Source organism: Methanococcoides orientis, assembly GCF_021184045.1.
GTDB lineage: Archaea > Halobacteriota > Methanosarcinia > Methanosarcinales > Methanosarcinaceae > Methanococcoides > Methanococcoides orientis.
This window is the reverse complement of record NZ_CP073710.1, coordinates 1251633-1277851: the sequence shown is the minus strand read 5'-3', so window position 1 is coordinate 1277851 and position 26219 is coordinate 1251633. Positions and strand designations below refer to the sequence as shown.

At 40.2% G+C, this 26219-nt stretch carries 15 protein-coding genes and 1 rRNA gene; 9 read left to right on the top strand and 7 right to left on the bottom strand.

Annotated features, from left to right (window positions below):
- Nucleotides 1-31 precede the first annotated feature (31 nt).
- A complete protein-coding gene (locus J7W08_RS06065; RefSeq protein ID WP_233083663.1) occupies nucleotides 32-1606 on the top strand; it encodes a sensor histidine kinase in 1575 nt (524 codons plus the stop codon).
- 442 nt (nucleotides 1607-2048) lie between these two features.
- On the opposite strand, the gene J7W08_RS06060 is transcribed toward J7W08_RS06065, so the two are convergent.
- Complete coding sequence (locus J7W08_RS06060; RefSeq protein ID WP_233083662.1) at nucleotides 2049-2339, bottom strand: hypothetical protein; 291 nt, start codon at nucleotides 2337-2339, stop codon at nucleotides 2049-2051.
- Nucleotides 2340-2367: 28 nt separating this feature from the next.
- Here J7W08_RS06060 and J7W08_RS06055 point away from each other — a divergent pair, with 28 nt between their 5' ends.
- Nucleotides 2368-5448, top strand: coding sequence for a PKD domain-containing protein (locus tag J7W08_RS06055; protein WP_233083661.1), 3081 nt, complete (start codon nucleotides 2368-2370; stop codon nucleotides 5446-5448).
- A 172-nt stretch (nucleotides 5449-5620) separates the two neighbouring features.
- Here the strand turns inward: J7W08_RS06055 and J7W08_RS06050 are convergent, their stop codons facing one another.
- Nucleotides 5621-9982: a PAS domain S-box protein gene (locus tag J7W08_RS06050; RefSeq protein WP_233083660.1), complete on the bottom strand. Its 4362-nt coding sequence runs from the start codon at nucleotides 9980-9982 to the stop codon at nucleotides 5621-5623.
- Nucleotides 9983-10336: 354 nt separating this feature from the next.
- Here J7W08_RS06050 and J7W08_RS06045 point away from each other — a divergent pair, with 354 nt between their 5' ends.
- Nucleotides 10337-10849: a hypothetical protein gene (locus J7W08_RS06045; protein WP_233083659.1), complete on the top strand. Its 513-nt coding sequence runs from the start codon at nucleotides 10337-10339 to the stop codon at nucleotides 10847-10849.
- A gap of 114 nt (nucleotides 10850-10963) precedes the next feature.
- Here J7W08_RS06045 and J7W08_RS06040 read toward each other — a convergent pair whose 3' ends face one another.
- Nucleotides 10964-14455 (bottom strand): tetratricopeptide repeat protein, encoded by a 3492-nt coding sequence (locus J7W08_RS06040; RefSeq protein ID WP_233083658.1) that lies wholly within the window; start codon nucleotides 14453-14455, stop codon nucleotides 10964-10966.
- 326 nt (nucleotides 14456-14781) lie between these two features.
- Between J7W08_RS06040 and J7W08_RS06035 the strand changes: the two genes are divergently transcribed.
- The 5 genes from J7W08_RS06035 to J7W08_RS06015 all read left to right on the top strand — a co-directional run bounded on the left by J7W08_RS06035 (nucleotide 14782) and on the right by J7W08_RS06015 (nucleotide 21838).
- Nucleotides 14782-15978, top strand: coding sequence for a mechanosensitive ion channel family protein (locus J7W08_RS06035; RefSeq protein ID WP_233083657.1), 1197 nt, complete (start codon nucleotides 14782-14784; stop codon nucleotides 15976-15978).
- A 261-nt stretch (nucleotides 15979-16239) separates the two neighbouring features.
- Nucleotides 16240-17490: a nickel-dependent lactate racemase family protein gene (locus J7W08_RS06030; protein WP_233083656.1), complete on the top strand. Its 1251-nt coding sequence runs from the start codon at nucleotides 16240-16242 to the stop codon at nucleotides 17488-17490.
- Between the two features lie 10 nt (nucleotides 17491-17500).
- Nucleotides 17501-18925, top strand: coding sequence for an FAD-binding oxidoreductase (locus tag J7W08_RS06025; RefSeq protein WP_233083655.1), 1425 nt, complete (start codon nucleotides 17501-17503; stop codon nucleotides 18923-18925).
- A complete protein-coding gene (locus J7W08_RS06020) occupies nucleotides 18926-20017 on the top strand; it encodes a (Fe-S)-binding protein (RefSeq protein ID WP_233083654.1) in 1092 nt (363 codons plus the stop codon).
- Nucleotides 20018-20257: 240 nt separating this feature from the next.
- A complete protein-coding gene (locus J7W08_RS06015; protein WP_233083653.1) occupies nucleotides 20258-21838 on the top strand; it encodes a sensor histidine kinase in 1581 nt (526 codons plus the stop codon).
- Nucleotides 21839-21859: 21 nt separating this feature from the next.
- On the opposite strand, the gene J7W08_RS06010 is transcribed toward J7W08_RS06015, so the two are convergent.
- From J7W08_RS06010 to eif1A, 4 genes are all read right to left on the bottom strand, one after another.
- Nucleotides 21860-22267, bottom strand: coding sequence for a fasciclin domain-containing protein (locus J7W08_RS06010; protein WP_233083652.1), 408 nt, complete (start codon nucleotides 22265-22267; stop codon nucleotides 21860-21862).
- Between the two features lie 102 nt (nucleotides 22268-22369).
- A complete protein-coding gene (locus J7W08_RS06005) occupies nucleotides 22370-22906 on the bottom strand; it encodes a 16S rRNA 3'-interacting factor aDim2p (protein WP_233083651.1) in 537 nt (178 codons plus the stop codon).
- A 40-nt stretch (nucleotides 22907-22946) separates the two neighbouring features.
- Nucleotides 22947-23741 carry a serine protein kinase RIO gene (locus J7W08_RS06000; RefSeq protein ID WP_233083650.1) on the bottom strand — a complete coding sequence of 265 codons (795 nt, stop codon included), beginning with the start codon at nucleotides 23739-23741 and terminating at the stop codon, nucleotides 22947-22949.
- 2 nt (nucleotides 23742-23743) lie between these two features.
- A complete protein-coding gene (eif1A, locus tag J7W08_RS05995) occupies nucleotides 23744-24064 on the bottom strand; it encodes a translation initiation factor eIF-1A (protein WP_233085734.1) in 321 nt (106 codons plus the stop codon).
- A gap of 606 nt (nucleotides 24065-24670) precedes the next feature.
- On the opposite strand from eif1A, the gene J7W08_RS05990 reads away from it, so the two are divergent.
- Nucleotides 24671-26146, top strand: a 16S ribosomal RNA gene (locus J7W08_RS05990).
- Nucleotides 26147-26219: the final 73 nt, after the last annotated feature.

Here is a 26219-nt window from a genome sequence, read left to right as displayed (position 1 = left end):
AGTTCTATCATATGAAGAATGGAGTGCTTCAATGGGATCTGAAAAAGAATATCGTATGATATTTGAACAATCTCCTCTGGGGATCATCTATTTTGACCGTGATGGTATCGTTACTCTTTGTAATGAACGGTCTTCTGCGATCATTGACAAAAAGAAGGAATATATCATCGGATCAGACATACTGTCTATTTTTAGTGACGAGCAAATGGCTTTTGCTATTAAAGCAGTGCTTTCAGGAACACCTGTTCAGTATGAGGGTGAGCATTTATCTTCTCCAGAAGCTCAATCTGTTCAGATGGAGGTGCATTGCAGTCCTGATGTATCGGAAGACGGCTCACTTCTGGGCGGGATATGCATTATCGAGGATATCTCACTGAGAAGAAGCCTTGAAGATACATTGAAAATTGATGAATCCCGCCTTGAGGCGCTGTTAGAACTTGAACAGATGATGGATGCGCCTATGCAGGAGATAGCAGACTTTGTTCATGAAGAAGCTGTCAGGCTTACCGGCAGCAATATCGGTTACCTCGCTTTTTTGAACGAAGATGAGTCGTCTCTCATAATGCATACCTGGTCGAACAGTGTCATGAAAGGGTGCACTGTGCCGGATCGAAAGTTCATCTACGAGGTGGACAAGATCGGCCTGTGGGGTGAGCCGATAAGGCAGAGACAACCTGTTATTATCAATGATTACAATGCCCCGGATCCTCTTAAAAAAGGTTATCCGGAAGGTCATGTAGAACTCAGTAACTACATGGCAGTTCCTGTCTTTGAAGGTGACAGGATCGTTGCAACCGCAGGGGTCAGCAACAAAGAAGGCGACTATGATGCTTCCGATGTTCGCCAGTTGACATTGCTGATGCAGGGCTTGTGGAGGCTTGTCCAGCGCCGGGAATCTCTTGAGAAACTCAAAAAGTATGCGGAAGATCTTGAACATTCGAACGAACTGAAAGAGCTTTTTACCGATATCATGCGTCATGATCTTTTAAATCCTGCAGGTATTGTCAAGGGTTATGCCGAGCTGCTTCTTGAGATGGAGACTGATGGGAAGAAGCAGGATATGGTCCGCACCATCGATCGCAACAACAAAAAACTGATCGACATGATAGAGAGCGCTGCAAGGTTTGCAAAACTGGATTCCTTTGAAGACATCGAGTTTCAGGAAATGGATCTCGCTCTTGTGATTGAAAGTGTCGTCGGCAACTTCAGGCCTAACATTGATGAGAATCAGATGAAAGTTGAATTTGATCACGAAGGAAGTTATCCTGTAAAGGCGAATCCGATGATCGAAGATGTGTTTTCAAACCTTCTTTCGAATGCGATTAAATACAGTCCTGAAAATGAAAGGATCATCATTAACATCTCCGATGCCGATGATGAATGGAAAGTCTCGGTAACGGATCGTGGTGAAGGTGTTCCTGACGAGAACAAGACCGAATTGTTCGAGCGTTTCAAGCGTGTCACGAAAAAAGGTATCAAGGGAACGGGGCTTGGGCTTGCCATTGTTAAGAAGATAGTTGATCTTCATGGTGGAAGTGTTAGGGTTGAGGATAATCCTGAAGGCCGGGGAAGTATTTTCTGGGTCACTTTGAAGAAATGGGGGTGAAAACCTCAGTTTGAGGCTTTATTAATTATTTCATCTCTCTTTCATTACATCTATTTTTGTATGCGGTCTTGAGAATTTATCTTCAACATGCTGCCGAATCCCTTTATAAGAAGGTAGAACTTTGTAATTTATCGGCAATTTGGTTGGAATCTATACCTTATTTGTTTTCAATGATGCTCGATTCCCCTGAATATTGCATCATATATAATCACTGTTATAATCTAGTTATTTTCAACTATATAATTTATTTGGCGTTGCAGACTTTTTTTCTCTAAACTAAGTTAAAGCTAATTTAACGATATCAATATAAGGCAAAAAATATTTTAAAATACATCTATTTATATATTTGAAGTTTATATGATGACTGTTCATTTTATTGATACTGATAAATGATTATACGTTGAATTGAAATCAATAAAAAACATACTATAATTATATTTATTTATATATATGTTATTGGTTGCTGATAAATTATGATTGATAAACAGGCTATTGGCTTTAAAAAAGTAGGCTGGGGCTTCCTTAGCATCTGCTGCACATTGGTTTTGCTAGTTTCACTACTATCTTCTACGGCATTAGCTGAAAGTGATAGTTCAGTTATGGAAATACCTGTCACAAATCCTACATCAGAAAATAACGATGAATATAGTACATTATCAGAAACGAACATTGTTTTATCCTCTGTTTCTTTTACAGCATCTGGTGCAGAGTCCAACATTCCAAAAGTGGCCATCTATCCTAATAGGTATAGTATCCAAAATATGTTACAGTCTAATGGATATCAGGCAGACTATCTCACTGTAACCCAGATCGAAGCTGGATACTTATTACAATATGATGTCTTTATATATGCTCACGATTCGGGGGCAAACTCCCCGGCCTTTGAAGAAGCTGTAAAAACATTCCTTGGTAATGGTGGGGGAATGGTTGCCGAATGGTCATCTTCAGCTGTACTCCTAAATGAAACTGGCCCAAATATTTATTACGTCAATGGACAATGGGGATTGTTTGAAGGAATGGCTGATCATGGTAGAAGTGTTGCTAGAAATACACCCATTGATATCCTGGACAACGAACATCCGATATTTGAGAACGTAACAGATGGTTTTGTCGGTCAGGGTGCAACAGAATATTTTTATTCATCACAAGAACTTGATCCCAGATTGGATGTGGTTGCGGAATACACTGGACATGGAGGTACATGGCCTGCGATCGCAATAGCTGAAAAAGGATCCCTGTTAAGTTATCCTTCCGATATTAGCGGTTCGGGAGGTGTTGTCCTTATATTCTTCGACGCGGCAGATGACCCCGATATCAATGATGATATGATCAACCTCTGGCTTAATTGTGTGAACTATGTAGCAAACCCAATAAAGATCAGTTCACCACTCACTATTACTAACGACAGTACTCCTCTCTTAGAGGCAAGTTTTTTCGAAAAAGCATCTCTTACATGGTATGTTCTGGATGGAATTAATGGAACTAATCAAACCAATACAACCTCTCTGAAAACTACATTACCTCAACTTGTTGAAGGGCAACACAATATAACAGTCTATACATTGGACTCTGAGGGGGCTGTTGAGGAAGAAACACTTCAATTTCTTGTTGATCTGACATCTCCTGAGGTCAATTTTGAAACAAATGGAAACAGCACATATTTAAAAGCTCAAGGTACGATAGTAACTGCTACAGACGCACTTTCAGGAATTCAGACACTTGAATATTCATGGAGCCAGGATTATGCCGAAGGATCTGTGGTTTCCTGGACTGGATTCACCAGCGGAGATGCACTAACAAAGGATTCTGTAAGTGGGGACTGGTATCTTCATGTGAAAGCAACTGACAATGCAAGCAATGTAAATTATTCAGTTTCAAATGTTTTTAAACTGGACAATTCAGTCCCAGTAATTGAACTCACTGAAAATGTTAACAGTACATATTCAAACAGCCACAGTACAACAGTAACTGTTACAGATACTCCTTCAGGCCTTCAAAGCCTTGAATATTCCTGGAGTCAGAGTAACACGGAAGGTTCTGTGGATTCATGGACTTTATTCAATAGTGGGGATATTCTCACAAAAGATTCTGTTAATGGTGACTGGTATCTTCATGTAAAAGCTACTGACAATACAACCAACGTAAACTATTCCATCTCAAATGTTTTCAAATTTGACAATGAGGAACCTACTTATGAGTGGGTAAAGGGTCCTACAAAAGCAAACACAGGTGATAATATTACCATAGAACTCAATGTTCTTGATAATATTGAGCTGGCTTCATGTAACATCACAGCTGATGGTGATGAATACCAGATGAACGAAGATTCGGGAAGCTATTCATACAACATATCAATTCCTGCAAGTGATTCCGGCACTCTTGTAAGTTCAATTATCTATAACTGTACTTTCAGTGATCTTGCAGGCAACACAAACAGTACTGACAATGTCTGTGTCGATGTAACAATTCTTCCAATTGCAGACTTCTCAGCAAATGCAACAAGGGGTACTGTTCCATTGACAGTGAACTTCACGGACAACTCATCAGGACTTGTAGACAACTGGCACTGGGATTTCGGAGATGGAAATACATCTGAAGAGCAAAGTCCGGTCCATGAGTTTGGTGCAGGCAATTTCACTGTGAACCTGACAGTATCAAATGTCAATGGTACTTCAACCAAATACCTCAAAGTAAGGGCTGCAGAGGAGCCGGTATATACATTGTTGCCAGAAGATGTTATGTTGATTTCCGTTTATGGCGAAGAAATGAATTTCAGTGTAAATTCTACCCTATTCTCAAGCTATGAATGGTTCATTAATGGCAATACTGTTACTGGTTCCGGATTTGATATGTTCAACAACACAGATGATTCCTCCAGAATTTCATACTGTAATATAAACACAAGTCAGTATATTGTTCAGGATGACTTCTTTATGGACGTGTACCATGTTGTACTAAATGTCAGTAATGAGAGCATTGGGCGGACGGATACATTCTCATGGGAATGGACTGTCACAAACTCATCTGCAAATGATGGTGAAGAGGTCGATCTCGTGATCAATAAAACTCCTGAGGTAACGGAAGATGGTAGTGGAGAAAAGCATGTGCGGTTTAACACAACCGATGATGAGAACTCAGGGGACAATGAAATTGAATGCAGCATAAGTTTTGTATCATTCAATACAACGAACGAGACGGCTGGTGTCCAGATCAAGGTCGAAGTGCTTAATGTATCTTCATTGAATGAGTCCGCAATAGATTTCTCTAAGGATTTAGTATATCAGTACCTTGATATTAGCTTCAACAACGAAACCCTGGCAAACGAAGGCAGTGGGAATAGAAGTATAGAGTTCAAGGTTCGAAATGACCTCAACGGCGGTACATTGGTGATAAAAACCGTGAAACTCCGACACTTGAACAGCTCAACATGGGAGTCCTACACACCTGAGCTTATTGACAACGATGGAACCTATTCATATTTCATTGTCAGAAATATTTCCGGATTCTCCCCATTTGCAGTGACCTGTGACTATGATTATCCATCGGCTTCAACATCAAGTTCTGATGATGGTCTTCCAGCATATCTCAAATGGTTGATGTTCAAAGAAGGGGCAGAAGCTACTGTAGATGAGGAATACCTTGAAGTTCCGATTACTTCTGAGGTCAATGATCTTTCAGATTCACAGGATAAAGTTGACGCTGATTTCGATGGCTCGGAATATAGTGACAGTACAAACATTAATAGTGAAGAAGGTGGCAATTTCATGATGGTCCTAGGTGTATCATTAATTGCTGCTCTGGCTATACTCTTTGTTATCTATCGGAAGAAACAAGAGAACTGAATAGATGGCTTTTATCTAAAAAGTTTTGGCTAAAGAAGAATAACCCTGACAAACTAGCCTGTCAGGGTTCTTTTTTATTTTTGAATGATTGTTATTAATTTCAAAATAATCTCTATATCCCATCAATAAGTGAGTAGATCGACAAGTGAAATCAAATATGTATTTTCATGAATCAAATCCTTTGTTCAGCAGGAAGTTTAATATGAACTTCAGTTCCCATTCCTTCTTGACTTTCTATCCAGACATCTCCTTTATGCATTTCAACGAAATGTTTCACGAGAGCAAGACCAATTCCATTTCCTCCATAGTCACGGGATGATGAACCATCTATCTGATAGAATGGGTCGAACAGTTTCCCTATCTCTTTTTCAGGGATGCCAATTCCTGTATCTTTAACCGAGATGTTTATCTCATTATCAATGTTTCGTGCTTTGATAAGAATCGAACCACCATTATTGTTAAACTTAATTGCATTGCTGACCAGATTGTTCATTATCTGATTAACTTTGTTTCTGTCAGCATCAATCAAGATCAGATCGTCAATATCGATATCAATGGATATGTTCTTCGGTGTTGCAAGTGAAATAACATTTTTCCTGATCTCTTTGAGAACGTCGGATAGCAGGAACTTCTCACAGTTTATCTCAGTTGATCTTGCTTCTATGGCCGAGAGGTCAAGTATGTTATTTATTATCTTCAAAAGATTCTGTCCGCTTTTATGGATATTTTCTGTATATTTCCTTTGTTTTTCATTAAGCTCTCCGAAAGTCTCATTGCACAAAACATCCGAAAAACCAATTACAGAATTAAGCGGAGTTCTTAGTTCATGGCTCATATTTGCCAGGAACTCACTCTTGGAGCGATTTGCAAGCTCAGAAGTTATTTTCGCATCCACTAAATTCTCTTCGAATAGCTTTCGCTCTGTAATATCCTGTCCCGAGCATAGAATTCCTTCAATATCACGATTTTTGTTACTTAATATAGAAATGTTCCATGCTATCCACCTTTCTTCACCAACAGAATTCAAAATTGGATTTTCATGGTATTCTATTTTTGTCTTACTATTTGACAGTAAATATTCCATTTGTTTTTCAACTTGTTCACGGAAGTATTCTGGAAGGAAGTTCTCACCCCAATTCTTTCCAACAATATCTTCTTCTTCATAACCAAGGATCTCACAACCCTTTTTATTAATTTGAACAACTTCACTATTAATATCAAGGACTAACATCATAACTTTAGCAACGTCAAAATACTTTTGTGACCGATCTCTTTCGGCTATAACTTTATCCTGTACACTTTTAAGTTCTGTTATATCGACTGTAGTCCCGAATATCTGCACGGTACCTTCTGAATTGATGTGTGATATTGCTTTTTCATATACCCACAATTGAGTCCCATCGGGTCTTATGATCCTATATTTGTAATAATTAAGAGAATATCTTTCTTTGATGGTTTCGTCTAGTTTTTGTAATACACTTTGGATGTCATCTGGGTGAATATGGCTTAAAAGAGTTTGCCATTTAGTGTCATTAGTTCCTGTTTCTACTCCTAGCAGCTTATCTATAAAAGGAGATACATATGTATTAATGAAGCTGCCATCTGGTGCTATATCAGCTTTCCAGAAGAGGGCATCAATAGATGAAACTACTTCCCTGTATTTCGTTTCACTTTCTTTTACTTTGTTTTCTGCCAGCTTACGTTCATTTACTTCTTTTATCAGTTTCAGATTGTTATATCCTAGCGTGGATATCTCTTTTGCAAAGAGTGACAACAAATGTAGCACATTCTCGAATTTTTCCGGAGGCATCTGTTGGACATCATTATATGCATCCAGCATTTCACCCACATCAGCACCAATTTTCCTGGCATATTTCTCTATCGATTTAGAATCAATTTTTCCCACATTGACTTGTCCGATAAGCCAGTTGGCAATATGTTTTCCACCTACGATTATAGGTGCACTAGAATCCGTCAATCCAAGGCTATGGCATCTTTCATAGATGGGTTTTCTAAATTTATTCGCCTTTTCTCCCAATATCATGTCGGATTTTTGACAGTTCTTTTCTCCATCTTTTGTGCTACGCACTATCTGACAGATTTTGCAGAAATTACTTGGGTTGGTTATAGGATTACCATCAGTTTCGGTAATTATGGAAGCTACTCCATGGGCCTTTGAAAAGGCATCCTGTATCTTTTGAAGATGTTCAAAGTCTATTATGTCTAGTAGTGATAGGTCATCCAAGTCACTTTCAGATGAAGATATATAATCGAGTTTCACCTGAAGTAATTTATTTTTCCTCTTCAGTTCTTCGTTTAACCTATTGCGCTCAGTTATATCTCTGGCGATGCTCAATACAACTGTTTGGTTTTCATACTCAATAATACGATTGCTCAGTTCTACAGGGATGCTTACTCCATCTTTGGAAAGAATAGATGTTTCAAATATTGAGTATTTGTCTTTATAAAGTTGCTTTAGATCTTCAGTCAACTTTGCTCTATATCCGGGCGAAACCAGATCAGTAATTGGGTTTTGTAATATTTCATTTCGATCGTGACCAGTGAATTCGCAAGCAATTTTATTTACTTCAAGGACGTTACCGGTCAGGTCATATATAGCAATTGCATCATTGGAGTTGTTAAAAACATTTCTGAATTTCTTCTCTGATGATTTCAGTTTATTTAGCATATCTTTACTCTTGGTTATATCACGCAGTATTGACATAACTGCAGGTCTATTTTCGTATTCAATATTGGAAGCACTGATGTCTAATGAGATCCGATTTCCATCTTTAGAAAGAATATCGAATTCATATCTGGATGGAACATTCTTACCATTCATTCTATCATTATGTCTCGTAAGAACCAAGTCTCGCTGTCCTTCGCAGACATGATCTAAAAATGGTTTTCCAATTAATTCTTCTGGTCTATATCCCATAATTTCCAAAATTTTAGAATTTGCAAATTTAAACAAGCCATCTTGGGTAATAACAATTCCATCATTTCCTTTTTCTACCAGAGTTGAGTATTTCTCCTCACTGATTCTCAATTCATTCTCTGCTAGCTTACGTTCTGTAATATCTGAAACGATGGCCAATATAGAATCGTCTCCGCTAACAACCATACGAACTTCAAAATCGTTTATTTTTCCATTTATTGGAAGCTGGTAATCAAAACGTTGCAATTCTTTTGATTGGATTACTTGTTTAATTGAGTAAATTATCCTGTCTGCAATCTCTTTAGGAAGGACTTCATTAACTTTTTTACCTAAAAAGTCTTTAGGTTGGGCATATGTATTTATTTCAGGTGATGGGCGATAATCAATAATGATTCCATCTATAGTACATTGGAATATTAAATCAGGTAAAGCGTTCAAAATTGCCTGGTTTTTCAAGTCAGTTTCTCTCAGCTTTTTTTCCATTGTTTTGCGTTCAGTAATGTCACGGATTATTGCCATATTTGCGGGTTTGCCTTCATACTCGATAACAGACCCACTGATCTCCACTGGAACAAGGCTACCATTCTCTGACAAGATTTCGATCTCATAATTGTTTGGAACATTATCACTGCTAAATCTCTGTGTATGTCTTTTCAGTGAGAGTTCTTTATATTCAGTTGAAACGAGATTAAAAAATGGGCTTCCGATCAATTCGTTCTTTGAAAACCCGGATATATCTATGAATTTTTGATTTACAAATTTAAGTAAATTATCTTGAATTATAAAAATTCCATCATTTCCATTTTCAACCAGAGTTGAGTATTTCTTTTCACTCGCTTTCAATGCAGTTTCTGTTTTCTTTCTTTCGGTTGTATCCCTGGCAATGGTTATGACTGCAGGATTTCCTTTGTATTCGATCGGACGAATGTTAAGTTCAATTGATGCCAAAGAACCATCTTTGTGCTTACTGACAGTTTCGACGATTCCGCCTCCCTGTTCTAATTTTTCAAAAACTTGTTCACGCAGTGTTTCTCTAAATTCAGGTGGTGTTATATCCATCACCGTCATTTGCATTAATTCATCCTTTGTGTATCCCAATTTATCAAACGTGATCTGGTTTGCTTCTAAGAACTGTCCTTCAAGGTTAAATATAGCAATTTCATCGTTAATGGAATTAAATATCGTTTCAAGATCGTTTTCCAACTCCCTCTGCTTGGAAATATCTATGAAAGATATCATCATAGCAACTGGCTTCTTAGAATTGTCCCTTATGATACTAGCAGAAAAAAGTGTTATGAGCTTTGAACCATTCTTCTTTTTAACTGTGAGCTCACCAGACCAATGACCCATTTCCTGAACAATTTTTATTATTTCTGTTGCTTTAGTCTGTTTATTCCAGAAATTGGTTGCATTTGTACTCAAAAAATCATTTTTATTATCAAATCCGAACATTTTCAAAAAAAAACTGTTTATATAGAGAATCTCTCCCTCTAGATCTGTTAAAGCAATAGCATTAATACTTGATTCGATAGCCTGGTTTTTTAGTGATAGTTCTTTTTCAAAAGTAGATATATGCTTTTTAAGGTTAGTAGTCATGCATTGCGCTCCCAGAGATCAAAATTTATGCTTGGAGTTTATATCTTTTAAATATAATTCTTTGAATTTTGTACCCAATTAAAATATCTTCATATAAGCCTTTCGATATTTGCACTGGTTATTATCTAAACGAGATACTTTTTAAATTTGCTGACGTTTCTGGATATATTAATTGAATTCAGAATAACAAACTTGAACTGGTCTAAATTGAACAGATATCTATTGTATGAAGGTTGAGCTACACTTTAAAAATTTAAATCGAATAGCAGTTCTCTGTAAGGGTATCGGCCAGAAGATCAAAAGCTCAAATATATATAAAAGCGCATCTAAATCTATTATTGGAGATACTGAATTATGATCGCAGAAGAGAAGTTGGAGAAGCTTGCAAAAGCTTGTGAGGAATGTATTGGTGAGGACTCTGGTTCTATAGATGATCATTTTGAAAAATGTCCTGTCTGTAAGCTTTACAAAGAGCAGGCTGAAACTGTCTATTGTATTACAGAAACAATAAAGAACATTGCTTCAAAGTCTGAGGAGGAGCGGTGTGATGCAATATGCAAAAATCTGGATGAGTTTTACGGCATGCCGGATGATGAAAGACTAGAAGCAATAAGTGAAATGCTCGACGCTGAGGGTGGATTATCCGAAGAGGATATGTTCAAGATAGTAACTACTCGTATCGATCTTCTGACTAAACTTCCAAAAGAAAAAAGAGTTCTTCTGATTGAAACTCTGGAAAAGGTAATGTCCCAGTGGCCTGAGGATCGTAAAATGCTGGAGAAACGTGCGATCATGAATGCCACTCAGGACTATTTTCTTCTAAAGAAGACTCTGCTCAGGAGAATGTTCAAAAAAATGCTGTCCTGAAAGAATCTCATTTTCAGGGATATTTAGAAGATCTCGGTTAAGAGACCTTCCGAACATATCTGACAACTATCTTGTGTAATATGTCTCAAATAACTCTTTGAATACGTGCGAGTATCAGTATTCAATTTCAAGAGTATTCTCATGGATCTGGTTCTTTGTCTCGATAAGGCCATAACTGCTGCTCAGCTCAAACTCAGGTTTTGCTTCATTTGAACGCTTAATTTTGAACATCTTCTTCAACAAGCCCCGGGAATCTTTCATCTTCTCAAGAATTCGACTATTCCTTATTGCTTTTACATTATATTCATCTTCTGACAGAGCCTTCCGGAAATATTTCTCAGCTTTCTCGTAATCTTCCAGTTGTCCATATGCTCTACCCATATTGTTATAGATCTCCGAGATCGAGGATGGGTGCATCTCCTCTGAATTGAAAAGTGCTTTTTCATATTCCTCAATCGCTTTTTCGAAATAGCCTTCATCTGAGAGAATATCTCCATAAGCTCCCAATGCGAATGAATTTGATGGATTCATCTGAAGTACAAGCATTACTTCAGTTTCAGCTTCACTGAACTTTTTGTTTTCCCTTAGCGTGTTTGCATAATTAAGGTGTACAGCCACATTCTCTGGGTTTATCTTCAGAGCTTTATTGTAAGCTTCACTCGATTCCTCGAATTTTTTCATATGGGAAAATACTTTTCCTTTATTGGTCCATATGTCTTCAGCATCCGGATTCAGTTCAAGGGCTCTATTGTAGACTTCTATCGCTTTCTCGTATTTTTTCAAATGATGGTAGACGTTTCCTTTGCTAATCCACACATTCGCATCTTTAGAGTTCAATTGAAGAGCTTTCTCATATGCCTCGATCGCATTCTCATATTTTTTCACCTGAGAATATGCGTTTCCTTTATTGATCCAGGTTTTTTCATCCTCGGGATCGATCTGCAATGCTTTCTCGTAAGCTACGATAGCATCATCGTATGCTTTCAGGTGTGAATATGCATTTCCTTTGTTGGCCCAGGCATTCTTGTCATTTGGCTTTAATTCCAGTGCTTTGGTGTATGCTTTTATTGCATCCTCATATTTTTTCAGATGGGTGTAAGCATTACTTTTATTGGACCAAACGAACTCAGATTCCGGGTCGATGTCTGTGGCTTTGTCGTATGCATATACTGCTTCTTCGTATCTTTGCAGGCAGAAATATGAATTACCTCTGTTGGCCCAGACGCTCTCAGATCCTGGATCGATCTCAATTGCCTTGTTGTATGCCTCGATCGCTTCGTCGTATATCTCGAGGGTGAAAAGTGTATTTCCTTTGTTGACCCAGATGTCTTTTGAATCGGGATTGATCTCTGTAGCATTATTGTATGCTTCAATTGCTTCTGAATGTCTTTCAAGAATCGAGCAGGCATTTCCTTTGTAGGTCCATGCCATTTCATCCTTCGGGTCAAGCTGCAGGGCTTTAACACAGGCCTGAATTGCTTCTTCGTATTTTTTCAGATTTAAGTATGCATACCCTTTGCTGACCCATACTTCCTCATCTTTAGGATCAATAGCTGTGGCCTTATCGTATGCCTCAATGGATTCTTCATACTGTTTCAGGCTGGCGTGGGCATTTCCTTTGCTTGCCCATATGATTCCGTTGTCCGGCTCAAGCTGGGTGGCCTTTTCGTATGCCTGAATAGCTTCTTCGTACTTCTCCAGAATTAGGGATGCATTTCCTTTGCTTGCCCATATGGTTCCGTTTTCCGGGTTGATAGCTGTGGCTTTTTCATATGCTTCGGTAGCTTCGTCATACTTTTTCAGGATCAAGGAAGCATTTCCTTTAATTTCCCATATGTTCCCATCTTTCGGATCAATTTCCAGGGCTTTGTCGAATGCTTCTATTGCTTCTGTATATTCCTTCAGATTAAAATGTGCATTACCCTTTGTTCCCCATGCCTTTTCATTTTCAGGATCAATTTCCAGGGCTTTACCGAATGCTTCTATTGCTTCTGCATATTCCTTAAGATTGAAATGTGAGTTACCCTTTTTCGCCCATGTCTTCTCATCTTTTGGGTCTATCTCCAGGGTCTTGTCGAATGCCTCTATCGCTTCCTTATATTTTCCAATTTCATAAAGCGTCTTGCCCTTACTTCCCCATGCTTCTTCATTTTCCGGGTCTATCTCCAGAGTCCTGTTGAATGCCTCTAATGCCTCATTACTTTTTTTCAGATGGGAATATGCAATTCCTTTAATTGCCCATATGTTCCCATCTTTCGGATCGATTTCCAGGGCTTTGTCGAATGCTTCTATTGCTTCTGCATATTCCTTCAGATTAAAATGTGCATTACCCTTTGTTCCCCATGCCTTTTCATTTTCAGGATCTATTTCCAGGGCTTTGTCGAATGCTTCTATTGCTTCTGTATATTCCCTAAGATTGAAATGTGAGTTACCCTTTTTTGCCCATGTCTTCTCATCTTTTGGGTCTATTTTCAGGGTCTTGTCGAATGCCTCTATCGCTTCCTTATATTTTCCAATTTCATAAAGCGTCTTGCCCTTACTTCCCCATGCTTCTTCATTTTCCGGGTCTATCTCCAGAGTCCTGTTGAATGCCTCTAATGCCTCCTCACTCTTTTTCAGATGGGAATATGCAACTCCCTTGTTTCCCCATGCATCCTTTGATTCCGGATTTAGTTCAAGGGCCTTATTGTAAGCTTCAATTGCCTCTTCATACTTATTCAGGAGTGATAATGCATTTCCCTTGTTGGTCCATACATTTTCCTCTTCAGGGTATATGTCCAGGGCTTTAGTATATGCAGCAATTGTTTCTTCGTATTTTTTGAGATTAAAAAGAGCGTTTCCTTTGTTTATCCAGGCCTTTTCATTTTCAGGATCAATTTGTATAGCTTTATCGAATGCCTCTATCGCTTCCTTATATTTTCCAATTTCATAAAGCGTCTTGCCCTTACTTCCCCATGCTTCTTCATTTTCCGGGTCTATCTCCAGGGTTTTGTTGAATGCCTCTAATGCCTCCTCACCCTTTTTCAGATGGGAATATGCAACTCCCTTGTTTTCCCATGCATCCTTTGATTCCGGATTAAGTTCAAGTGCTTTATCGTAAGCTTCAATTGCTTCTTCGTACTTTTTCAGGTGTGAATATGCATTTCCCTTGTTGATCCATACATTTTCCTCTTCAGGGTAAATATCCAGAGCTTTAGTGTATGAAGCAATTGTTTCTTCGTACTTTTTGAGATTAAAAAAAGCGTTTCCTTTGTTTATCCAGGCATTTTCATTTTCCGGATATATCTGTATAGCTTGATCATATGCTTCAATAGCTTCCACATATTCTTTGATGTTAAAGGCAGCATTTCCTTTGTTCATCCAGATGCCTTCAAGCTCCGGATTAAGTTCAAGAGCCTTATTGTATGCTTCGATGGCTTCCCCATATTGCCTGAGATTAAAATAAGCATTGCCTTTGCTTTCCCATGCACCTTCATCCTTCGGATATATCTCAAGTGCTTTATTGTATGAATCAATTGCTTCTTCGTATTTTTTGAGACTAAACAAGCTATCTCCTTTTTTAATCCATTTATCAGCATAATCAAGATACATATATATATGTTCCATTTTTATATTTAAATAATTTTGCATCAATCTTGGTTTTTAGCTACATTTGGCTTATGATTATTCTCAAATTATTGCGTTACCTTGGTGCTGTTTTTTATTATTTACGATAGGTATGGATTGAGTGTGAATTTTTAATCGATGTTCATGGGCACAGAACTATTTTTTTCAAATATTTTGTTCATTAATATTCAGAAAATAGTTATATTTCGGGGTAATTCATGAATTATTTTTGAGCGGTTTAGATCATTTCTTTCACAAACACATTTTTATAAAACAAAAACAAAATTAGTATGTATATCTAATTTGTATTTTCTGTGCTTTTGGGGATGAAAAGAATCATGGTACTGGAAGAATACTATCCTGGAATTATAGTGGTTATAGGAACTCTCATCCTTTTGACTGCTCTGGGATACATTTTCAGAAAGACTCGTATATTCTCTGAACAAAAGACCTTTGAGCAGTTCATTCTTTTTCTGGTATCACTTGTCGGACTTGTGGTTTTTGTGCTTACACTTCCTATCTCGGATAATACGAAGCAGACACTCCTGAGCTTTTTTGGTATCCTGATCGGTGCTACCATTGCGCTATCATCGACTACATTTGTAGCAAATGGTATGTCCGGCATAATGCTAAGTCGCATAAAGCCTTTCAAAGCAGGTGATTATATAAGGATCGAAGAAACTTTCGGGAAGGTATCTGAGATCGGAATACTGCATACTCAGGTTCAATCTATCGATCGTGATATTATAACCATCCCGAACCTTAAATTGATTTCCAATCCTCTGTTCACTATAAGTTCATCAGGCACGATCATCTCGACTACTGTTTCATTAGGTTATAATGTCTCAAGAGAGCAGGTAGAAAAGGCTCTTATCAAGGCCGCAGAAAAAGTTGATCTTGAGAATATTTTTGTCCACGTAGTCGAATTGGGTGATTTTTCAGTTACTTACAAAGTAGGAGGTCTTTTGAAGGATGTATCCAGCCTTATAACCAAAAGATCAGATCTGAAAAAGATGATGTTCGATAGCCTTCATGAAGATCATATTGAAATAGTATCTCCAACATTTATGAATCAGAGAGTATATGATAAGAATGCAGTTTTCATACCTTCTGATCATGATAAGGTAAGTGTTAAGCCACCTGCAACTTATGAATATGTCACGCAGGTTACGACCGAAGATGTGATTTTTGGTAAGGCTATTGAGGCTGAGATCACTAAGAAGATAGATACATTGATCGAAGATATGGAGCAGAAACTGAATGAGTTCTTTAATCTGGTCAATAGGATCAGTGATGAGGAAATTAAATCAAAAGAAGTGCAAAATCTTAATTCCATATTGGAGCAGAAAGACAGGCTTAAAGACGACCTGGGGGCTGTAAAAGAAGTATTAAAAAAGGAAGATGAAACCTCTGCTGATGGTGTCAAACTAAAGTCTCTCCAGTATCTCGATTTAAAAGCCGTCGAGCTAAATAATGAAATTAAGGAGTTATTAGAAAGAGTTAGCAAGGAAATTGAAAAATAAAAGGTCTTGCATGTGTCATTTTTATATTAAAAACGCATTCAATCAGTGCTTATCTTGATTTGAAAAAGCTTTGGATAAATTTGCAAGGATAATCTTTTTATATGTGAGATCTTTTTTCTTTGTATCATACCTAGTCTTTTTATACTAACTTTACTTAGAATGGTTCAAGTATGCATTATTGATATAATCATCCGGTTTTTATCCGATTTATATTGTATTACTAATTATATGTCCTGATGTACGCAAAAAGGAGAAGATGGAATGAATGTGAAGATACCCTATGGAAAGGACTTTGTTGATCTTGATGTAAAAATACCTCATGAGGTGCTTTCGCCTAATGAGCCGGAGGTAGGGGACGAGTCCAGAATTATCTCACAGGCACTTTCAAACCCTATGGGCAGGGAACCTTTTGAGGATTTTGTAAAGAATGCTGAGAGCCTGTTGGTCATTGTAAATGATGCAACCAGGCCGACACCAACTGCCCGCGTACTTCTTGAGATGAAGGACACGCTTCTTTCCCATCCTGATGTAAAGCTTATAGTGGCAACAGGAGCACATAGGGCTCCCACGGAAGATGAGTTCAGGTTCATTTTCGGTGAGATCTATGATGATATGGGGGATCGGATCTTTGTGCATGATGCAAGAAAGGATGAGGATATGGATTATCTGGGTGTTTCTTCCAACGGCACTGAAATGTACATAAACAAAATGGTCCGTCAGGCAGGCAATATCCTTGTTATCGGAAGTGTGGAACCGCATTATTTCGCAGGCTACACTGGTGGGAGAAAGTCTTTCCTTCCGGGAGTTGCAGGCTACAAGACAATTGAGATGAACCACAAGCATGCTCTCTCAAATGCAGCACAATCCCTTGCTCTTGATGGAAATCCTGTCGCCGAGGATATGACCGATGCCATGGAGGTTCTTAAGGACCTCAATATTTTCTCTGTCCAGGCCGTACTTACTGCAGATCATGGCCTTTATGCAATGACCGCCGGTGATCTTTTTGAATCCTTTGATGCTGCCGTTGTAAAAGCCAATGAGGTTTTCTGCACGAAGTTCAGTAAAAAAGGAAATATCGTATTGACTGCAGCACCGTATCCTATGGATATTGATCTTTACCAATCACAAAAAGCTCTTGAGAATGGCAGGCTAGCTCTCGAAGATGGTGGTATCATCATTCTGGTATCCAAGTGTCGTGATGGAGTCGGGGATGATACATTCCTTAACTTACTTGGCTCCTCAGCAACCTGCAGTGAGGTCATGGCAAAGACATCCGAATGTTACAAGCTGGGATTCCACAAGGCTGCAAGGATGGCACAGATAGGTACATGGGCTAAAATGTGGGCAGTATCTGACCTTGACAGTGATACCCTGAAGTCTGCGAAACTGGAATCGCAGGAAGGGATACAGGAAGCTTTTGACAAGGCTATCAACATTATTAAAGAACAGGGCAAAGAGCCTTATGCTATTATTCTGCCTCAGGGTAGTCTGACAGTACCTCTTATTGAATAAAGGTGAAATAATGGATCAGCAGATCATTGACAGATTACGGGATATTGTAGGTGAGGTTCATATCAGTACATCTACGGCTGAGCTGTATGCTTATTCTACCGATGCAGGAATACACCGCAGTATGCCTGATGCCGTAATCAGGCCAAAAACGACCGCTGAAATTGAAAAAATAGTGAAACTTGCAAATGAGTATCTTTTCCCGATCGTCCCGAGGGGTGCAGGCACTGCACTTTGTGGTCATAGTGTACCTGTTGCTGGTGGTGTGGTCATTGATCTGCAAAGGATGGACAAGATAAAGGAATTGCATATCGAAGACCTGTATGTGGTGGTCGAGCCGGGTGTTATCCACAAGGATCTGAATGCAGAGCTTAAGAAATATGGATTTTTCATCCCGGGTCCTTCAAGTGGCAATGTGGCCAATATTGGTGGCATGGTGGCGACCAATGCTTCAGGTGGCAATGCTGTAAAATATGGCGCGACAAGGGATTACGTTCTTGGAATGGAGGTAGTTTTCCCTAATGGGGATGTCGCAAGGTTGGGTTCAAGGACCTTGAAGAACTCTGCAGGATACCAACTGGAAAAACTGATGTGTGGCATGGAGGGAACTCTGGGTATCATGACCGAGGTCACACTACGGATCGTTCCACTTCCCGAGACTACTGCAGTCGCAGTAGCAGTATTTGATACGCTGGAGGAAGCAGGTCAATGCGTTTCCAATATTATTGCAAAGCCTCTGATACCTTCAGGGTTGGAGCTTATGTCAAAGGTTTGTATCCAGGCGGTGAACAAGGCTGTTTGTATGGGGTTGCCTGATGAAGAGGCTATACTTTTGATAGAGGTCGATGGTAGTGTCAATGATGTTAAAGACCAGATCGAAACCGTAATGGAAGTTTGTAAGGCTTCAAACGCTCTGTCTGTTGATTTCACTGATGATCCTGAAAGAAAGGAAGAATTGTGGAAGGGCAGAAAGGCAATGATACCTGCGTTGTCGAAGTATGATGATGATCTTGTAACTGTTATGCTTGCCGATGATATGGCAGTTCCTATGAGCAAAGTTCCTGAGGCTGTCAAGGCGTTTCAGGAGATCTCCGATAAATATGATATAATCATTGCCAGCTATGGTCATTCAGGTGATGGGAACCTGCATACTAAGGTGCTAATGGATCCTACGATGAAGTCCCACTGGGATCAGGCAGAAAAGGCTGTTGAAGAGATCTATGAGAAAGTAATGGACCTTGGTGGAACGATTACTGGTGAACATGGTGTTGGTATGACCAAAGCTCCGTTCTTCCTTAAGGAAAGGGCATGTAGCCTTAATGCCATGAAAACGATCAAGATGGCTCTGGATCCTAATAATATTATGAACCCGAATAAGATCATGGGTTGGGAAGGTAATTTCATTTCCCATCTGCGGTACCATCTGGAGGATGAGTGAATGAAGACTGATAATCTGAAAGAATGGAAAAAAGAGTTGCTTAATTGTACTCAGTGTGGGTTCTGTAAGGAGATCTGCCCTATATTTGACCATCTCGAATGGGATTCTTCAGCAGCAAGGGGTAAGATGGCTCTTTCCTATGGGTTGTATTCCGGAGACATCGAACCTGATGAGTCTGTACTGGAACGTATCTATCAATGTACCACTTGTGCTGATTGTACTCGCAGGTGTCCTTCATCTACAGGTGTAGTTGAAGTGATCGAAGCTGCACGAAAAGATATTGTAGCATCGGGGGTAGTAGGTTCAACTCATCAGAAGATTGCCGACTCCATTGCTACATTGGGAAATCCGTTCGGTGAAGAAAAAAGCCGAAAAGAATTATTCGGTGAAGTTCCTCATCCTGCTAAGATCGCCTATTTTACAGGTTGTAGTGCAGCATATCGTAATAAAGAGACTTCTTCGGCAGGCATCTCCATCTTGAAGAAGATTGGAGTGGATTATACATTACTTGATGAGGTTTGCTGTGGGAGCGTACTTGGAAGGGTCGGCTTTTCGGATGATGTGATCAGAAGGCAGGCTGAGGCGAACATTAAGGCAATTGAGGATACTGGTGCTGAGGTCGTGCTTTTCTCATGTGCGGGGTGTTTGAGGATGTTTAGAAAAGAATATCCTCGCTTTAAGGATATGTCTTTTAAGGCAATGCACTTTGTTGAGTGGCTCAGTGAGCAGGAACTTGATCTAAGATCTTACAACAGAAAGGTAACTTATCATGATCCATGTCACATTGGCAGGCACTTAGGGATATATGATGCACCCCGTGATGTGATCAATATGATACCGGAACTCGAGTTCGTGGAAATGAAGGATAACAGGGAATCAGCACGTTGTTGCGGCGGTGGCGGGGGTGTCCGGTCAATGTTCCCTGAAATATCCCGGCAGATCGCTGAGAAAAGAGTGGGTCAGGCTGAGATAGCAGATGTCCTGCTTACCACATGCCCGTTTTGTGTCAATAACCTGAAACTGGGTGTAAGTGAAACTTCGACGCTTGAAGTCAGGGACCTGCTCGAGCTGATAGATGAACTTCTGGAATGATCGAATCGATCTTATTGATCATCCAGATTATTCGTTTTCTCTTTTTATAAAGAAAAGTCTTTAATATGGTTGGTATTAATTGACATTATAGTATTGTTGGAGCCGATTTTGACATTCGGTTAAACCATACTTGTAAAGGTGGTAGTTCGGTGACATTTGGAAATGTGTCATTCATATCTGATCAAAGCAATTCGAAGCGATTATCTTTGTATCAGTTTATGTCATAGGTGTGGGAGACGGATGATCTCGAAATGGGGATGTGAATGCTCCTCATCCATAATGGCAAATGGGCCCCATCTTGTGGATGTTGAATTAATTATTACGTCCGATGCAATCGATGTTCCAGAAAAGCAAGGTCAGGGTAGTAGTGTCTGTATGAATATTGTACAATATTTACATTCAGTTTCTAAAGTTGTTAATGCTGCATCTTCGTTGGAGGATTGTTTTCAGCAGGTCGTGAAAATGATTCCATGTGGTATGCAAAATTCGTCGATCGCATGTTCAAGGATCATTTTTGATGATATGATCTTCCAATCTGACAATTTTGAAGTATCCCGATTAAAATATGCATCTGAGATCTTCATTGATGGTGCAGTTCATGGTAGTCTGGAAGTTTATTATCTTGAAGAATTGCCGGATCAGGTTGGTGTCTCTTTCCTGAATGAGGGAGAAGATATTGTCGATTACATCTCTGATTGTCTCGGTAAGTTCGTTGAACGCATACTTGTGGAAAAGGACCTTAATATATTCAAGACTATTTCTGATAATGCAAACTATGGTATTGCAGTCCTTGATATGAAAGGAAATCTCCTTTATCTCAACGAGGCATTTGCGTCAATGCATGATCATTCTCTTGAAGATGTGCTTGGCGATCACTTTTTGATGTTCTATAATGAAGAGCAGATCCCTCACTTGAAATCTTTACGTGACAAGTTACTTAATGATGGACATTTCCAGCAAGAAGGGGTCTGGCACATGAGGAAGAATGGCAGTATTTTTCCTGCTATGCTCGACTCTCATGTGATATTTGATCGGGATAATGTGCCTTCTAATCTCTCTGTAACGTTGCATGATGTCAGTGAGGCAAAGGCGGCTGAAGATGCACTTAAACGTGCGCAAGCTATTGAGGATGCTGCTAATAGTTCCAAAAGTGAGTTCCTTTCGAATGTTAGTCATGAGCTTAGGACCCCTCTTAATTCAATAATTGGTTTTTCCGAGATATTGCTGGATGGTGGATGTGGGGAACTTACTGATGTTCAGCGAAAATATCTCCAAAATGTATTCAAGAATGGCAATCATCTTTCTGAGATCATAAATGATATCCTTGAGATCTCAATGATAGAAGCAGGTAAGCTAGAAGCTACTTTCGAAAAGTTTAGCATAGTTACTGTATTTATGGAGACAAAGGATTCTATTATGCAGTCTATCTTGAAAAAAGATGTTTCGTTCTCTTATGATATGGATCCTGAGCTTCCGCAGATAAATGCTGATAAGGCAAAGTTCAGGCACATTATTTACAATCTTCTTTCTAATGCTGTCAAATTCACTTCAGAGGGGGGTAATGTGAATGTTGAGGCTAAACCCATTGGTGAGATGATGCATATCATTATTAAGGACGATGGTATCGGGATTCCGAAGGAGCAACTGCCGCATCTATATGACAAGTTCTATCAGGTGGATGGTTCCACAAAACGACTTTATAGCGGTACTGGTTTAGGGCTTGCACTCACAAAGAAACTTGTTAGTCTTCATGATGGTCATATGTGGGTGGAAAGTGAACAAGGTAAGGGTACCACCGTTCATGTGATGCTTCCGATCTAAGTTTAGCTTGCAGGAACGCTTTTAAGGTATCAGTATGTCGCCGATAGCATGAATGATGCCATTAGTGCATTCAATATTTTCTCTTTCGATCGATATCCCATTGATCATTACATTACCATCGTTTGTGATCTTCAATATCTTACCGTTGAGGGCAGTCAGTGAGTCAACCTCTTTTAGATCTGATGTGAGGTATTTTCCTTCGACAACATGGTAATTTATGATGTCCATAAGGTAATCAAGGTCATCGAATGCTTCATCTATTACACTTTCAGGTATTGGTTCGAATGCTTTTTCAAGAGGGGCAAATATTGTATATGGTCCATTATTATCGAACTTTTTATCGAGGCCTAGCTTTTTAGCAGCATTTACAAGTGTTGGAAAATCACCGATGTCTATTGCTGTTTGTACGATGCTCTTTGTTTCACTCATGTAAATGTCTCCGTATTAGATTTTCAGATCGATACCTGACTTAAAGATATCTGGTCTAAAGGATGCTGCTTTACTTTGTGTAGCATCCTTTAATAGGGAGTCTCAATATGAATCAAGCTGCGCACGCATCATGTCCTGTTTCTTCTTTTCAAGGAAGCTGTATACAGAACCGTGGTTTGCACCGTCGATAAGCATTTCCAATGCTGTTCTCATTATAAGTATCTGGTCGGGATGGCCTATGACGCTTACTGTTTTACCGTAGACTGAGATCTTGACGCCTATAAGGCTCTCTGCTATTTCTCTTGTCTTTCCACCTTTACCAATGATCCTCCCTTTAAGTCGAAGTAATTCCTTTGATGTTGATGCTGCTTGTGATAGGTCGATTATCTCGAGCATTAGCATATCATCATCAAAGAAACTGTATACCTTTTCAGGGTTGAATCCTCTTGCAATGGCCTGTATGACGTCAGCTGCTCTCATAGCTCCGACCGGGTCATCCCCAGCTATTACTTCCACTGTGCCACTTTCGCTATTTATTTCCAGTTTGGAGGTGGATTTGGTTTCGATCATATTTTTAACACTGCCTTTTGGGCCGATGATCGCGCCGATTCTGTCCTGGGGTACTTTGATATGTGTCATGTGGTCTACCTGTTGATTATTATAGTTATAGTTTTGTTTTTTAGTTCTCTGGTTCCGGTTCTTTTATCCGTGCATAAATGCTTTCGGGTGACTCCTCGATCTTGTAGCGTTTAAAGTATCTGACTATGTTCTCGATATCTCGCTTTAAGAATTGGTCTGCACGTGGATGTTCCAGAGTTACGGATTGTCCCATGTCGATAATGATGGGTGTTAGATCTTCCGGATCGATCAGTATGTTGTATTCACTAAGGTCACCATGGACAAGGTTTGCATCTACATAGAGCTTATGCATATAGTCTATAACCGTTTCGAATATCATCTGCCCGTCTTCTTTCTGGATCTTCATGTCTTTGAGCAGTGGGTAAGGCTTGCCATTCTCACCCATAAATTTCATTATTAGTATGTTCCTTTCGGTAATTATGGGTTCGGGTACGCGGACTCCAGCTTGTTTTGCTCTCATGAGGTTCCTGAACTCTTTTTTAGTCCATGCAAAGACTATGTCCCTCTTGTTATGACGTATATTGCTGAAACGTGGGTCTCCGAGGATATAATCTTCCATTGATCTAAAACTGCTTGAAGATATTCGGTAGATCTTGATTGCGATGTCTTCCTCTTCTCCATCTGCAAGGAATACATTTGCTTCCTTTCCTGTACTTATGGATCCGCCCAGTGCCTGTACTATCCCTTTGTTGGACAAAGTATATAGTGCCTTTAGGGTGGCGTTATCAAATACGTTCTCGGTTACTTTGAGATTGTCGCTGTCTTTGCGTCTAATTCGCAATTTATCAACGCTATTATCAAGGCGTTTTATCTTGCCTTCAAGTTCTTTTTTCATAATCATCCTTTCAGGAAACCTTCACTTTCAAGCCAATTGACCTGGTTGCGTGTGTATTTCCATATCACGTCTGCTTTTGTGTCCTGGAAGTCCCATGGGATAACGATCACAACATCACCTTCACGTATCCAGTTGTCTTTTTTCATGGATCCTGGTATGCGACCCATACGGGCGACACCGTCCATACACCGGAGCTTTACCCGGCTTGCACCCATAAGGCTCTCCACGATCGCAAGAACTTCCCTGTCTTCCGCTTTTGGTGTTCTTACTCGTGTTGCTTGTTGTGGTGCATCACTATCTATTCCAGGTTCTATTTTATCCAGCCAAATTCCTCTTTCCGATTTATCCAATATATTGCATTATTTACGTTTCATCTATTGTTAAAGGTTGCGTGTGTTTCCTATTGTTTGAACCCGGTTTTGGTGCTTATGTTACTATTCTGGTTCCTGGGGTATGGTTGGGCTGGTCCAATTCTTCATGGGAGCTTGCAATTGTATCTTTTTAAATATTTGTAATGTTAAAACCGTTACTTACGAAACGTTTATATCCCAGTGTGTACATGTAGGAGTCCTCGCAAGGCGAGTGAATATGCGGGTCTGCAATTGCGCATGATCTGTCTGTTACTTCCCTCTGTGAGATTGTCAATATATAAGGCATCGAAAGTCTTATATACCAACGTGACATTTATTTAATTCCGCACAATGTGTGGAATTTCAATCACCTCCATTTCAAAATCATTAGTGGAGACCGGAGCTTTTCCGGTCTGACGTTGAAAGTGGCAGTTCGGTTAATTCTGACTGATAGTGACTTTATCTATCAAACAGAACTAACCAACTATTGTGCAAAGAAAACAACTCTCTAATTAAACAAAAGAGTTCTTTTCCGACAATTCTTAGTTAACTTCCAAATTTTGTGTGCTTTAACAAATAACTCTGGTTGATCCTGCCAGAGGTTACTGCTATCGGTATTCGACTAAGCCATGCGAGTTAAATGTTCTTCGTGAACATAGCGAACTGCTCAGTAACACGTGGATAACCTGCCCTTAGGTTCGGCATAACTCCGGGAAACTGGAGATAATTCCGAATAAACCATTCATGCTGGAATGCTTTTTGGTTCAAAGACTTCGGTTGCCTAAGGATGGATCTGCGGTCTATCAGGTAGTAGTGGGTGTAAGGTACCTACTAGCCTACGACGGATATGGGTTGTGAGAGCAAGAGCCCAGAGATGGATTCTGAGACATGAATCCAGGCCCTACGGGGCGCAGCAGGCGCGAAAACTTTACAATGCGGGAAACCGCGATAAGGGGATACCGAGTGCCAGCATATTATGTTGGCTGTCCACATGTGTAAACGGCATGTGTTAGCAAGGGCCGGGCAAGACCGGTGCCAGCCGCCGCGGTAACACCGGCGGCCCGAGTGGTAATCACTTTTATTGGGTCTAAAGGGTCCGTAGCCGGTTTGATCAGTTCTTCGGGAAATCTGACAGCTCAACTGTTAGGCTTCCGGGGAATACTGTCAGACTTGGGACCGGGAGAGGTAAGAGGTACTACAGGGGTAGGAGTGAAATCTTGTAATCCCTGTGGGACCACCAGTGGCGAAGGCGTCTTACCAGAACGGGTCCGACGGTGAGGGACGAAAGCTGGGGGCACGAACCGGATTAGATACCCGGGTAGTCCCAGCCGTAAACGATGTTCGCTAGGTGTCAGGGACGGTGCGACCGTTTCTGGTGCCGTAGGGAAGCCGTGAAGCGAACCACCTGGGAAGTACGGCCGCAAGGCTGAAACTTAAAGGAATTGGCGGGGGAGCACTACAACGGGTGGAGCCTGCGGTTTAATTGGACTCAACGCCGGAAAACTCACCGGGGGCGACAGCAAGATGTAGGTCAAGCTAAAGACTTTACCTGAATCGCTGAGAGGAGGTGCATGGCCGTCGTCAGTTCGTACTGTGAAGCATCCTGTTAAGTCAGGCAACGAGCGAGACCCGTGCCCACTGTTGCCAGCATGTCCTTCGGGATGATGGGTACTCTGTGGGGACCGCTGGTGCTAAACCAGAGGAAGGTGCGGGCTACGGTAGGTCAGTATGCCCCGAATCTCCCGGGCTACACGCGGGCTACAATGGCTGGGACAATGGGTTCCTACACCGAAAGGTGATGGTAATCTCTAAACCCAGCCGTAGTTCGAATCGAGGACTGTAACTCGTCCTCGTGAAGCTGGAATCCGTAGTAATCGCGTTTCAACATAGCGCGGTGAATACGTCCCTGCTCCTTGCACACACCGCCCGTCAAACCACCCGAGTGAGGTATGGGTGAGGGCACGGATTTTGTGCCGTGTTCGAACCTAAATTTCGCAAGGGGGGTTAAGTCGTAACAAGGTAGCCGTAGGGGAATCTGCGGCTGGATCACCTCCTAAGCAACGATCCGCACAAAGCGGATCAACGCTATCAGTCAGAAATCGATAAACTGCCACTTTCGACAAACCAC

Excerpts from the sequence above, each read along its gene's own strand:
- J7W08_RS06065 (WP_233083663.1), top strand. The coding sequence starts at position 32 with ATGGGATCTGAAAAAGAATATCGTATGATATTTGAACAATCTCCTCTG.
- J7W08_RS06060 (WP_233083662.1), bottom strand. The coding sequence starts at position 2,339 with ATGGCCACTTTTGGAATGTTGGACTCTGCACCAGATGCTGTAAAAGAA.
- J7W08_RS06055 (WP_233083661.1), top strand. The coding sequence starts at position 2,368 with ATGTTACAGTCTAATGGATATCAGGCAGACTATCTCACTGTAACCCAG.
- J7W08_RS06050 (WP_233083660.1), bottom strand. The coding sequence starts at position 9,982 with ATGACTACTAACCTTAAAAAGCATATATCTACTTTTGAAAAAGAACTA.
- J7W08_RS06045 (WP_233083659.1), top strand. The coding sequence starts at position 10,337 with ATGATCGCAGAAGAGAAGTTGGAGAAGCTTGCAAAAGCTTGTGAGGAA.
- J7W08_RS06040 (WP_233083658.1), bottom strand. The coding sequence starts at position 14,455 with ATGGAACATATATATATGTATCTTGATTATGCTGATAAATGGATTAAA.
- J7W08_RS06035 (WP_233083657.1), top strand. The coding sequence starts at position 14,782 with ATGAAAAGAATCATGGTACTGGAAGAATACTATCCTGGAATTATAGTG.
- J7W08_RS06030 (WP_233083656.1), top strand. The coding sequence starts at position 16,240 with ATGAATGTGAAGATACCCTATGGAAAGGACTTTGTTGATCTTGATGTA.
- J7W08_RS06025 (WP_233083655.1), top strand. The coding sequence starts at position 17,501 with ATGGATCAGCAGATCATTGACAGATTACGGGATATTGTAGGTGAGGTT.
- J7W08_RS06020 (WP_233083654.1), top strand. The coding sequence starts at position 18,926 with ATGAAGACTGATAATCTGAAAGAATGGAAAAAAGAGTTGCTTAATTGT.
- J7W08_RS06015 (WP_233083653.1), top strand. The coding sequence starts at position 20,258 with ATGATCTCGAAATGGGGATGTGAATGCTCCTCATCCATAATGGCAAAT.
- J7W08_RS06010 (WP_233083652.1), bottom strand. The coding sequence starts at position 22,267 with ATGAGTGAAACAAAGAGCATCGTACAAACAGCAATAGACATCGGTGAT.
- J7W08_RS06005 (WP_233083651.1), bottom strand. The coding sequence starts at position 22,906 with ATGACACATATCAAAGTACCCCAGGACAGAATCGGCGCGATCATCGGC.
- J7W08_RS06000 (WP_233083650.1), bottom strand. The coding sequence starts at position 23,741 with ATGAAAAAAGAACTTGAAGGCAAGATAAAACGCCTTGATAATAGCGTT.